The organism is Acinetobacter legionensis (assembly GCF_048551735.1).
Taxonomy (GTDB): Bacteria; Pseudomonadota; Gammaproteobacteria; order Pseudomonadales; family Moraxellaceae; genus Acinetobacter.
In genome coordinates this window covers 211972-224050 of the sequence record NZ_JBIMBV010000004.1, presented here as the reverse complement: position 1 = coordinate 224050, position 12079 = coordinate 211972, and the positions used below count along the sequence as shown (strand labels likewise).

Sequence of the window (12079 nt, the reverse complement as noted above, 5' to 3'; positions counted from 1 at the left end):
AAATAGGAAAATATAATGCAGAGTTTAATCGTTAAAAATGTCATGTGCCTTAGTGTGTTCTTGATATTGACTGCATGCAATTCTACTGTTGTGTTGCATCCGCCTGAATATAAAGTGCCAGTCCTTCAAACGGATGATCATTATAAATATGCTGTTTTAAATTGGAAAAAAACCGCAAGCTTAGAAGTCAATGCCAACACTTGGTGGGAAATTTTTCAAGATCCTATTCTTAGTCAATTGATGCAACAATTGAATCAAGAAAATTTGAGTCTGAAACAAGCAGAAGCACGATATCAACAAGCCAATGCCTTACTTGAGCAGCAACGCGCTAACCGTTTGCCAAGTTTAAAGTTAAATGGTTCTGCACAACGTAGTGGAACAAAGGACAGTACGCCAAATAACCAATTTACAACGGGTGTTCAGGTCAGTTGGATTCCTGATTTATGGGGCAGGGTCGCCAAAGCAGTTGAAGGGCAACAGGCAAATTTAGAGGCTTCACAGGCTGACTTAGCAGCAGTTAAACTCAATCAACAATTATTGGGCACAGAAAGCTATTGGAATATCCGAGTACTGGATGCGCAGTTGGATGTTTTACGACAAACCCAACACAGTTATCAGCGTTCCGTCAAAATTTTAAATAACCAATATATTGCAGGGATGATCGCGAGAGCGGATGTGATACAGGCTGAAACACAACTCAAGCAAGTGCAAATCCAGCAGATAGAAACCCAGCGAGAACGTGATTTACAAGAAAATATTTTAGCTGTGGTACAAGGTAAAACGGTTGCTCAATTTCAATTGGTCAAACAGAAACAGCACTTTCAAGTTCCAACATTACCAACTCAGCTACCAAGTCGGATGCTTATCCAGCGCCCTGATGTAATCCGTGCTGAACGTGAATTGGCTGCAACACATGCCCAATTGGGTTTGGCTCAAACAGCATGGTTACCCGATCTCAGTATTGGCTTAACGGGTGAAGTAAATAGTCGCGTGTTGAGTCAATTGTTTCAAGCACCACAGTATTTGTGGTCGACTGGATTACAAACAACGGCATTGATATTTGACGGTGGAAAACGTAAGGCTGAGATTGCACAAGCACAAGCGAGTTATGCTGAAAAAGCAGCAGCGTATAGACAGGCTGTTTTAACGGGTTGGAAAGAGGTGGAAGACGCGCTTTTACAGTCATCCAGTTTTAAACAACAACAATCTGAACAAGCTCAACTATTTAAACTTGCTTTAGAAAATGAACAAGTTGTAACTCGACGCTTTAATGCAGGCTTAGTCAGTTACTTAGAAGTGGTCACTGCACAGAATTTAACCTTACAGGCTGAACAGGCAACTTTACAGCTCAAGCAGTTGCAGTTAAAAAATACAGCCCAACTGATTGCAGCCTTAGGTGGAAATATCAGTTGAAGGCCCTATGTAAAACTTAAGTGAGTTGGCTTAAATCTTTGAATAGCGTATTTAAACATTACTGATTTAAAAGCTTACACTTTAAAAAGCTTACATGCGTTTTTAAGTGTGTAAGCTAAGCTGTCTAAACTCTTGTTATTGAAAACTTTGTGTGTTTAAAAACTGTCTTTGATTGATCAAGCTTAATGTCGTTTTTAATCATCATTTAAAACAAATAGCACCATTTTAGATATATAGTAGGTTCTAAAATTTGGTATGCACTATGAAAGCGCAAGTTAATACTTGTGATTTGTCGGACAATTTTATTGTTAAAGTGTTATTTGTGTCACGTTTATGTGTATAATCAGCGAAATTTATACCTTGATTTGATTTTGAAATGGTAAAGCTTGTAACTTTTTTCGTGTTTAGTAGTGTGATATTTCTAGGCTATTTTTCTTATGTCGATTCGCAACAAAAAAAACAACAAGAAATGCAAGATATTATCAAAGATGCGAATTTAACCATTCGGAAAATTGAGTCTAATCCTAATAATCACAATCATCTCAAAGTAAGTAATACGGTGATTTGATTTAGGCACTGTATATCCTTAAAGCATTAAACTTCTGAGTTCACATGAATTGGATGACTAAAAGCGTCAGATTGATAAAATTATTTAAACTGTATGTTATAATTTGTAATATGTAATCGATAACGACCGTTAAACCTTCTAGAAAATGAAAGCTGCTAATCTGCAGCTTTTTTAATTCAAGTTTTTTATCGGAAATGTCATTTTGGTATGTTTATTGAATGCTGAATTATGGCCTTAATTGACGGCATTTAGCATTTTTTTAAATGAACTCGATTTTATCAACGAATAGCTCAAACTTAACAGGGGCTCAACAATGACGAATCCAAATCCTTCAGCGGGTTTGCTTGAACGCTTATTTAAACTGAGCGAAAACAAAACAACGTTTAGAACCGAAATACTGGCAGGTTTAACGACATTTTTAACAATGTGCTACATCATCATTGTTAACCCATTGATTCTTTCAGAAACAGGTATGGATCATGGCGCCGTATTTGTGGCAACGTGTTTAGCCGCTGCGATTGGTTGTTTGGTCATGGGGGTTGTTGCAAACTATCCGATTGCACTTGCACCAGGTATGGGGCTGAATGCTTATTTTACCTATTCCGTTTGTTTAGGCATGGGCGTTGAATGGCAAACCGCTTTGGCTGCTGTATTTGTTTCCGGACTTGTCTTCATCGCAATTAGCATGTTTAAAATCCGTGAAGCCATTGTCAATGCGATTCCAATGTCATTGAAATTTGCAATCGGTGGTGGTATTGGATTATTCCTTGCACTGGTTGCATTGAAAAACTCAGGCATTATTGTTGCAAATCAAGCAACTTTGGTGGGTTTGGGTGATTTAAAACAACCTACAGTCTTACTGACTTTATTGGGTTTTTTCCTGATCGTGATTATGCACCACTATAAAATTCGTGGCGCAATTATTATCAGTATTTTAGCAATCACTGGTATTGCAACAGCTTTAGGTTTAAATGAATTTAAAGGGGTTGTTGGTTCGATTCCTTCTATTGCACCGACATTTATGCAAATGAATTTTGAAAACTTATTTACGGTAAGTTTAGTCGGCGTGATTTTCGTATTTTTCTTGGTTGATTTATTTGACTCAACCGGAACATTGGTCGGGGTTTCACATCGTGCTGGTTTATTGAAAGATGGTAAATTACCACGTTTGAAAAAAGCGCTATTTGCCGATTCAACTGCAATTGTTGCCGGTGCTGCTTTAGGTACATCATCAACAACGCCTTATATTGAGTCATCTGCGGGTGTTGCTGCAGGCGGTCGTACAGGTTTAACTGCAGTTGTTGTCGGTATTTTATTTTTAGCGTGTTTATTTTTAGCACCACTGGCTCAATCTGTTCCTGGATTTGCGACTGCTCCAGCATTATTATTTGTTGGTGTGTTGATGATTCAAGGTATCATCAATATTGAATGGGATGATATTACCGAAGCAGTTCCAGCATTTTTAACCATTGTATTTATGCCATTTGCTTATTCTATTGCAGACGGTATTGCAATGGGCTTTATCAGCTATGCATTGGTTAAATTATTTACAGGTAAAGCGAAAACAGTTCCATATATGGTTTGGATCATTGCTGTACTCTGGGTGATTAAATTCGTTGCATTTGGTGGTTAATAAATTTAAATAAGGAAAGGGTGTAAACTCAAGTTTGCACCCTTTTTTGTTTTAATCAGATTGAAATGAATCCAAGCGATTTGGATGATTGAAATTTAATTTAATAAGTTTGAGGAAAAACGTGAATAGATTAGAACTTATTCGTGCCTTACCTAAGGCAGAACTCCATGTACATATCGAAGGCACGTTTGAGCCTGAGTTGATGTTTGCAATAGCTCAGCGTAATCAAATTGATATCCCGTATAAATCTGTAGAAGAAGTCAAACAAGCATATAACTTTCATAATCTACAGTCTTTCCTTGATATTTATTATGCAGGTGCAAATGTACTGGTCAATGAACAAGACTTTTATGATTTAGCTTGGGCATATTTTGAAAAATGTGCAGAAGATAAAGTTGTACATACTGAAATGTTCTTTGATCCACAAACACATACTGACCGAGGAGTTGCCTTTGAAACGGTGATCAATGGTCTACAACGTGCATGTGATGATGCTCAAACAAAGTTGGCTATAAGCTCTCATTTGATCATGTGCTTCCTGCGTCACTTAAGTGAAGAAGCAGCATTTGAAACGTTAAAGCAAGCTTTGCCGTATAAAGATCAAATTATTGCTGTAGGTTTAGATTCAAGCGAAGTTGGGCATCCACCAGCTAAGTTTGAACGGGTTTTTGCTCAAGCACGCAAAGAAGGTTTCTTGGTGGTTGCGCATGCGGGAGAAGAAGGGCCTGCTGAATATGTTTGGGAAGCTTTAGATTTATTAAAAGTAAACCGTATTGACCACGGTGTACGTTCAGAAGAAGACCCAGCACTGATGCAACGTTTAATTGCAGAAAAGATGCCTTTGACTGTTTGCCCACTGAGCAATTTAAAATTGTGTGTGGTGGATGATATGGCACAACATAATATTCATCGTTTATTGCAAAAAGGTGTGCATGTGACTGTCAATTCAGATGACCCATCTTATTTTGGTGGCTATATGAATGATAATTTTATTTCGATTGCTGAAGCGCTAGATCTATCAAATACAGAGTTAAAGCAATTGACAAAAAATTCATTTGAAGCGTCATTTATTTCAAATGAAGAAAAGCAAAAATGGAACAATCAAATTGATCAATTGGCTTAAATCAAGCTATATTCTTTAAGCATATAAAAGCAGTGTGTGAACACTGCTTTTTTTTCATGAGGGAAATAGAATGAAATTTTTAACAACAAGTTTAACCTTATTCATTATTTTACCTGTGACTGTTGCATGTGCAGACTCAAGCACAGAAACGATTACGCAGAAAATGCTAAAGCCTTTAATCGAACAGCAGTGTGCCAGTGAGTTAAAAGCGTCAAAGATTTGGCAAGCATCCTCATTTTTATGGACAGCTGCACAACAGCAACATGCACAGCAAAAAATCTGTGGCTGTGTCAGTGAGAATGCTTTGAACGATGTACCAGCTAAACAGCTGGTTATGGCAACTTTTAATGAAGCTGCAAAAAATAAGCTGATTCAACAAGCAGTGATGAATAGTTTAAAAGGTTGTGCAAAAGAAGCATTAAAGTAAAGATCTAGAATTTAAAGCGCCATAAATTTAAACCACAATAAAAATATAAAAAAAGCACACCGTTTTGATGTGCTTTTAATAAGATTTTTTAATCTGTATATGACTAACCTTGTCGTGTCATACTTTTCAATACATTGTCTTTATCAATAAAATGATGTTTGAGCGCAGCGAGAACATGTCCAACAAGAAGTAGGCCAGCAGCCCATGAAATATAAATATGTAAAGGTTTAACAATCGCTGTTAAATCGGGGTTATCTTGTACAAGTCTTGGAATCTCAAATAAGTACAATACAGGCACGGGATGGCCAGCACTCCAGCTAAACAAACATCCTGTGATTGGCAATGCCAATAGCATGAAATATAAACCCAAATGACCTAAATGAGCCAAAGTTTTCATCAATGGTGACATGGTTTCAGGTAGTTCAGGCGCAGGGTGGGTGTAACGCCAAAAGATACGGATAATGACCAAAAAGATAATCACCGATGCAATATTCTTATGTAGGGTAATGACATCGCCTTTAAACGGTCCATCGACATCATAGCTTAAAAAATTGCCACTATAAAAACCAATGACCCAAGCGGTAATAAAGATGATTGCCATAATCCAATGCAACCATTGTGCTGTCCTTGTATAGTATTGTGATTTTTGTTGCATGACACAGATTCCAATTTAATTTAGTGCTTATAATATGGATTTTATTAAAAGAAATCAGTTCTAAAAACTCAACGTATTGTTTTAAATTTGCAACGCTTAAAGCAATAATTGTGAAATATTTATCCATTTAGCGTCTAATGAGGTGATTATTCAAATTTTTAGTTTAATCCAAGTGTTAGTTTAGGCAAAATATCCTAGCTTTATCTCATAAAAAGGAAAAAATTGTGAAAAAACGTGTTGTCTTTCTTGCTTCAATCGCTTTAGCTCTATCGGCTTGCGCGACCAATGACCCAACAGGTGCTGCAGCAGCGTCAACAACTCAGCAGTTAGGTGGTGTTGCGCTTAAAATCGCGATAAATGCGAAATGTACAACTGAACTGAATAATTTACCTGCTTGGAAGACTGCAACAAAAGTCATGACTGCAGACCAGAAAAACAATGTACAAAGTGAAATTTGTGGTTGTGTCAGTGAAAAGGCACCCCAAAGTGTTAGCACTGTAGATTTAGCAACAGCTGCTTTAGATCCTCAAGCGCGTGCTACGATTGTTTCAAATGTGGTGACAAAAACAATTAATGCATGTGTCGCCGAAGCGATGAGATAATTGCATTAAAGCATCAAAGACATATGAATTTATTGATACAGTTTTTTGTATATTGATAAATTCATGGTCTTAGGACTGATGCTCTTTTCTTTAAATGGCGTCTTTCACGCTAAGCAAAATATTCTAAATTTTGATCACTCGATTGAAGTTATGTAGAAAGAAAAGGGCTTTCGATCTGTCATCATCTCAAGATGATGATCTATGAACTCAGATAAAACCTGTTGAGCTTCTTTTAGGATAGGAAAGAAAATGTTAGTTGCTGGTGTAGATGAAGCAGGACGAGGTCCATTGGTTGGCTCTGTGGTTGCAGCTGCAGTTATTTTAGATCCAAACAACCCAATTCAAGGGTTAAATGATTCTAAAAAATTAACTGAAAAAAAACGTGAAAAGTTATTCATTGAGATTCAGGAAAAAGCGATTGCTTGGGCAATTGCTGAAGCAACACATCAAGAAATTGATGAGCTGAATATCTTGCAAGCTTCATTATTGGCGATGCGACGTGCTATAGAGGCACTTAAAACGCGACCAGAACATGTGCTTGTAGATGGCAATAAAGTTCCTAAAGGCTTAAGTATGAGCTGTGATGCGGTCGTAGGCGGGGATGCTTTACATGCTGAGATCAGTGCGGCAAGTATTTTAGCCAAAGTAACGCGTGATCATGAAATGGTTGAGTTAGACAAGTTGTATCCGCAATTTGGTTTTGCTAAACATAAAGGTTATCCAACCAAAGCACACTTTGACGCCATCGCTGAACATGGGGTGATTGATCAACATCGCCGTAGCTATTCGCCAGTCAAAAAAGCACTGGGTCTTGAATAAAACGGATGATGTTTTTTACTGATCAATAAAAATTTAAAGCGGCTTAAAAGCCGCTTTAGTTTCCAAAACCACTATAATCTTAACGATTATAGGTGTTTTGCGAATTATCATCTTCAAAAGAAGGTTGATAATCTTGATCAATATGTTGCAAATGCTCGTGCATAGCACGCTCATGTTGAATACGTTGATAAATTTCTTCGCGATGTACAGAAACTTCTTTTGGGGCATTTACACCAATACGAACTTGGTTGCCTTTAACACCAAGCACAGTAACACTGACTTGATCCCCAATCATCAAAGTTTCTCCGACACGGCGGGTCAGAATCAGCATGTTTATCTCCTTGCTTAAACGCTAAACCTGCGATGAATTTCTAAAAACTAGAAAACACAACTTTAAATAGCACCGATAATTTTAACAGAATAATGTGACAAATTTTTCATTTTCACATTGCTCTATTGAAATTTCTCTAAAACCTCAAAAACTAATATAACAGAGCCACTATAGAAAACACTATAGTGGCTCTGATTTTTTCTTGGTCAAAACAGCGAATAAGTTGCTATATTTGATCAAAAATTATGCACGCGCACTCGATTCGCCATGTTCACGGTCTAAACCGAAGGCTGTATGGAGTGAACGAACTGCAAGTTCTAAGTAATTTTCTTCAATAATCACGGAAATTTTGATTTCAGAAGTCGAGATCATCAAGATATTGATCCCTTCATCTGCAAGTGCAGTAAACATTTTACTTGCAACACCAGCATGAGAACGCATGCCAACGCCAACAATCGACACTTTAACAATGTCATCACGCGTAGCAACTTCACGCGCACCAATCGCTGTAGCCGTTTCTTCTAGGATTGCTTTGGCTTTTTTAAGTTCACCACGATTCACGGTAAAAGTGAAGTCAGTTGTGCCATCTTCTTCAACGTTTTGGATGATCATATCCACTTCAACGTTTGCAGAACCAATAGGTGATAAGATTTTAGACGCAATACCTGGTTCATCAGGTACACCTAAAATTGTTAATTTAGCTTCGTCACGGTTAAATGCGATACCAGAAATAATTGGCTGTTCCATATTGTCTTCCGCTTCAGTAGTGATTAGTGTTCCGACATTGTTTTTGAAATCTTCGTCGAATGCGCCATCATTGTCATTATCAAAACTTGATAATACGCGTAAAGGCACTTGGTATTTTCCTGCAAATTCAACAGAACGAATCTGCAATACTTTAGAACCGAGAGATGCCATTTCAAGCATTTCTTCAAATGAAATACGATCAACTTTTTTCGCTTTAGGTGCAACACGAGGATCAGTGGTATAAACCCCATCCACATCTGTGTAAATCTGACATTCATCTGCTTTTAATGCCGCAGCAAGTGCAACACCAGAAGTATCAGAACCGCCACGGCCTAAAGTTGTTGTATTACCATCAATGTCGAAACCTTGGAAGCCTGCAACAACAATGACACGACCTGCATCCAAATGATTTGTCATCACATCTGTATCAATAGATTCGATACGGGCTTTGGTAAACGCGCTGTCAGTTTTGATACCAACTTGGCGACCTGTGAGTGACTTAGCTTCAACACCAATTGAATTGAGCGCCATTGCTAACATTGAAATCGTTACCTGTTCACCCGTAGAAACCATTTGGTCTAGTTCACGAGGATCAGGGGTTTCGGTAATGGCTTTCGCTAAAGCCAATAAGCGGTTTGTTTCACCACTCATTGCGGATACAACCACTACGACCTTGTGGCCGTGGTCATGCCAACGCTTTACACGACGAGCAACATTTAAAATGCGCTCGGGAGTACCCATAGAAGTACCGCCATATTTTTGAACGATTAATGCCATAGTTGTTCCATATAAGCCATGACCCTAATCGGCATTAGGGTCAGTTACACAAAAGGTGAAGTATTATTTTTGAGCAAGCCAAGCAGTTAAATCTGCCATTACTTGTTCAAACTTCTCGTTTAGTGGCGCGCCACCTTGTGCTAAGTCAGGTTTACCACCACCTTTACCACCCAACTCAGTAGCTAAGTGTTTGATGATGTCACCCGCTTTTAAATTTGCAGTAAAATCTTTAGCTACAGAAGCGATAAGGCTAACTTTTTCACCCTCTACAGCTGCAAGCACAATCACTGCATTATCTAATTTTGATTTGACACTGTCATGAAGATGGCGAACAGACTTCGCATCTTGTCCTTGAACTGTGGCAATAAGTGTTTGGCGACCTGAAATCTCTGTCACTTGATTGATTAAATCAGAGGCTTGGAAGTTCGCCAATTTTTGATTCAATTGCTCGATATGTTTTTGCAATTGATGTGCTGTTTCTAGAGTTGATTGAACTTTTTCAACTGTTTGATCTTTCTGTGCTTTTAATAAGTCATTGATATGCAAAATGTCTGCATCAAATTTTTGAACAATTTCAAGCGCTTTGGTACCTGTGAGAGCTTCAATACGACGAACACCTGCTGCAACACCACTTTCAGAGGTGATTTTAAACAGACCAATATCGCCAGTGCGTTTAACATGGATACCACCACAAAGTTCGATAGAGAAATTTTTCTCATCTTTGATTGAGCCCATAGAAAGTACACGAACTTCATCACCATATTTTTCACCGAACAACATCATTGCGCCTTTTTCTTTAGCGGCATCGATGTCTAAAAGTTCAGTAGAAACGGCGGTGTTTGCAATCACTTCACGGTTTACAATACGTTCAACCTGTTGAATTTGTTCAAATGTCACAGGTTGGTCATTGGCAAAATCAAAACGTAAAATGTCAGAAGCGACCAACGAACCTTTTTGTTGTACGTGCTCGCCCAATACTTGACGTAAAGCGGCATGTAAAAGGTGAGTTGCAGAGTGGTTGCGTGCAGTAGCTTCACGAAGATCGGCTTTTACAATTGCTTCAACATTTTGAGTCGCTTTTAAGCTTCCCATTGTCACGATGCCTTGGTGGACAAACGCGCCGCCAGATTTTTTAGTATCTTGAACTTCAAAAATACCCGTATCGTTTTTGAACACACCTGTATCACCAATTTGACCACCGCTTTCTGCATAGAATGGTGTTTGGTTCAATACGATCAGTGCTTCGTCGCCTTCAGCAATTTCATCAACTTGTACGCCATCTTTGTAGATCGCAATAATTTGACCTTGACCTTGAGTTGCTTCATAGCCATCAAATTGAGTATCGCTATCTACTTTCACAATACTGTTATAGTCAACAGCAAACTTGCCTGCATCACGTGCACGTTGGCGTTGTGCTGCCATTTCAACTTCAAAACCTGCTTCGTCAATTTCCAGTTCGCGTTCACGTGCGATATCTGCAGTTAAATCAGCAGGGAAGCCATAAGTGTCGTAAAGTTTAAAGACTGTTTCGCCTGGAATGGTTTTACCCTTAAGATTGGCTAATTCACCTTCAAGCAGTTTTAATCCTTGTTCAAGCGTTTTCGCAAACAATTCTTCTTCACGAACCAAAGCAGCTTCAATCACATTACGACGTTGTTCAAGCTCAGGATAAGCAGTGCCCATGGCATCGATTAATGGTTGTAACATTTTGTAGAAGAATGTACCCGTTGCGCCCATTTTATTACCGTGACGTACTGCACGACGGATAATACGACGCAATACATAACCACGACCTTCATTTGAAGGATTAACGCCATCTGCGATCAGGAAGCAACATGAACGGGCATGGTCTGCAACTACTTTAAGTGAAGCAGGGTATTCAATTGGTTTATTGTTTGCTTGTGCAGTTGCAACCGCTTCAGATGTATCAACACCAATAATTTCAGCAGCAGATTTTAATAAATTTTGGAACAGGTCAATTTCATAGTTTGAATTGACATGCTGTAAAACAGCAGAAATACGTTCCAAGCCCATGCCTGTATCTACAGATGGTGCAGGAAGATTATGCAGTACGCCATCAGCAGTACGGTTAAACTGCATGAAAACGTTGTTCCAGATTTCAATGAAACGGTCACCATCTTCCTCAGGTGTACCCGGTAAGCCACCCCAAATATGATCGCCATGGTCAAAGAAAATTTCAGAACAAGGACCACACGGACCAGTATCACCCATTGCCCAAAAGTTATCAGAAGCGTATTTTTCGCCTTTATTGTCACCAATACGGATAATACGATCTGCAGCTAAGCCAATTTCCTTGTTCCAAATGTCAAAAGCTTCATCATCTGTATGATAAACAGTGGCATATAATTTATCTTTAGGTAGTGCCAACCATTCTTCACCCGTAAGGAAATCCCAAGCGAAACGAATCGCGTCACGCTTAAAGTAATCACCAAAAGAGAAGTTACCTAACATTTCAAAGAATGTATGGTGACGTGCTGTATAACCGACATTATCTAAGTCGTTGTGCTTACCGCCTGCACGGACACATTTTTGCGACGTCGTTGCGCGAACATAGTCACGTTTTTCTAATCCAAGGAAACAGTCCTTAAACTGGTTCATCCCTGCGTTGGTAAAAAGCAGAGTAGGGTCATTGGCAGGTACAAGTGAACTTGACGCGACACGTGTATGTCCTTGCGATTCAAAGTAGCGCAAAAATGCTTCACGTATTTCAGCAGTTGTCATAAAACGAGTACTCACAACCAAGTCACTCCTTAATTTTCGTATTGGCTAAAAGTGCGTTGCTGAGTCTGATTTTTGCGCTCAGTCACCACACGGGCTTATTTTTAAAAACGCCAAAGTATAACGGAAAATGTAGTGTCCACCAATGATTTTAAGGTGAATTATTGGTATTTCTATACATTTTCAACTTTCGTCTGGAGTAAATTTTGGTTGTATAAATTTAAAACTTAGCCACTTTACCATTA

Annotated in this window: 10 protein-coding genes; 6 read left to right on the top strand and 4 right to left on the bottom strand. The window is 38.6% G+C overall.

Annotated features, from left to right (window positions below):
• Nucleotides 1–15: 15 nt before the first annotated feature.
• The 4 genes from ACG9ZL_RS05555 (at nucleotide 16) to ACG9ZL_RS05540 (ending at nucleotide 5164) form a co-directional block, all read left to right on the top strand.
• On the top strand, nucleotides 16–1413 hold the full coding sequence (locus tag ACG9ZL_RS05555) for an efflux transporter outer membrane subunit (protein WP_166782628.1): 1398 nt from the start codon (nucleotides 16–18) through the stop codon (nucleotides 1411–1413).
• 881 nt (nucleotides 1414–2294) lie between these two features.
• Nucleotides 2295–3614: an NCS2 family permease gene (locus tag ACG9ZL_RS05550; protein WP_004721188.1), complete on the top strand. Its 1320-nt coding sequence runs from the start codon at nucleotides 2295–2297 to the stop codon at nucleotides 3612–3614.
• Between the two features lie 121 nt (nucleotides 3615–3735).
• Nucleotides 3736–4737 carry an adenosine deaminase gene (locus ACG9ZL_RS05545; RefSeq protein WP_419359341.1) on the top strand — a complete coding sequence of 334 codons (1002 nt, stop codon included), beginning with the start codon at nucleotides 3736–3738 and terminating at the stop codon, nucleotides 4735–4737.
• A 70-nt stretch (nucleotides 4738–4807) separates the two neighbouring features.
• Nucleotides 4808–5164, top strand: coding sequence for a hypothetical protein (locus ACG9ZL_RS05540; RefSeq protein WP_151957887.1), 357 nt, complete (start codon nucleotides 4808–4810; stop codon nucleotides 5162–5164).
• Between the two features lie 103 nt (nucleotides 5165–5267).
• On the opposite strand, the gene ACG9ZL_RS05535 is transcribed toward ACG9ZL_RS05540, so the two are convergent.
• On the bottom strand, nucleotides 5268–5819 hold the full coding sequence (locus ACG9ZL_RS05535; protein WP_004721181.1) for a cytochrome b: 552 nt from the start codon (nucleotides 5817–5819) through the stop codon (nucleotides 5268–5270).
• Nucleotides 5820–6043: 224 nt separating this feature from the next.
• Between ACG9ZL_RS05535 and ACG9ZL_RS05530 the strand changes: the two genes are divergently transcribed.
• Both ACG9ZL_RS05530 and rnhB read left to right on the top strand, forming a co-directional pair.
• The gene (locus ACG9ZL_RS05530) at nucleotides 6044–6421 is read left to right on the top strand and encodes a hypothetical protein (RefSeq protein ID WP_004820799.1); all 378 of its coding nucleotides are present in this window, start codon (nucleotides 6044–6046) and stop codon (nucleotides 6419–6421) included.
• A gap of 249 nt (nucleotides 6422–6670) precedes the next feature.
• The gene (gene rnhB, locus ACG9ZL_RS05525) at nucleotides 6671–7240 is read left to right on the top strand and encodes a ribonuclease HII (protein ID WP_166782625.1); all 570 of its coding nucleotides are present in this window, start codon (nucleotides 6671–6673) and stop codon (nucleotides 7238–7240) included.
• A 79-nt stretch (nucleotides 7241–7319) separates the two neighbouring features.
• Here the strand turns inward: rnhB and csrA are convergent, their stop codons facing one another.
• The 3 genes from csrA to alaS all read right to left on the bottom strand — a co-directional run bounded on the left by csrA (nucleotide 7320) and on the right by alaS (nucleotide 11852).
• Entirely contained in the window at nucleotides 7320–7571 is a 252-nt protein-coding gene (gene csrA / locus ACG9ZL_RS05520; protein ID WP_004721174.1) for a carbon storage regulator CsrA, read from the bottom strand.
• A gap of 243 nt (nucleotides 7572–7814) precedes the next feature.
• Nucleotides 7815–9095, bottom strand: coding sequence for an aspartate kinase (locus ACG9ZL_RS05515; protein WP_419359338.1), 1281 nt, complete (start codon nucleotides 9093–9095; stop codon nucleotides 7815–7817).
• Nucleotides 9096–9158: 63 nt separating this feature from the next.
• Nucleotides 9159–11852: an alanine--tRNA ligase gene (gene alaS / locus ACG9ZL_RS05510; protein WP_419359337.1), complete on the bottom strand. Its 2694-nt coding sequence runs from the start codon at nucleotides 11850–11852 to the stop codon at nucleotides 9159–9161.
• Nucleotides 11853–12079: the final 227 nt, after the last annotated feature.

Coding starts and splice junctions, on each gene's coding strand:
- ACG9ZL_RS05515 (WP_419359338.1), bottom strand. CDS start 9,095: ATGGCATTAATCGTTCAAAAATATGGCGGTACTTCTATGGGTACTCCC.
- ACG9ZL_RS05535 (WP_004721181.1), bottom strand. CDS start 5,819: ATGCAACAAAAATCACAATACTATACAAGGACAGCACAATGGTTGCAT.
- ACG9ZL_RS05540 (WP_151957887.1), top strand. CDS start 4,808: ATGAAATTTTTAACAACAAGTTTAACCTTATTCATTATTTTACCTGTG.
- ACG9ZL_RS05550 (WP_004721188.1), top strand. CDS start 2,295: ATGACGAATCCAAATCCTTCAGCGGGTTTGCTTGAACGCTTATTTAAA.
- ACG9ZL_RS05555 (WP_166782628.1), top strand. CDS start 16: ATGCAGAGTTTAATCGTTAAAAATGTCATGTGCCTTAGTGTGTTCTTG.
- rnhB (WP_166782625.1), top strand. CDS start 6,671: ATGTTAGTTGCTGGTGTAGATGAAGCAGGACGAGGTCCATTGGTTGGC.
- csrA (WP_004721174.1), bottom strand. CDS start 7,571: ATGCTGATTCTGACCCGCCGTGTCGGAGAAACTTTGATGATTGGGGAT.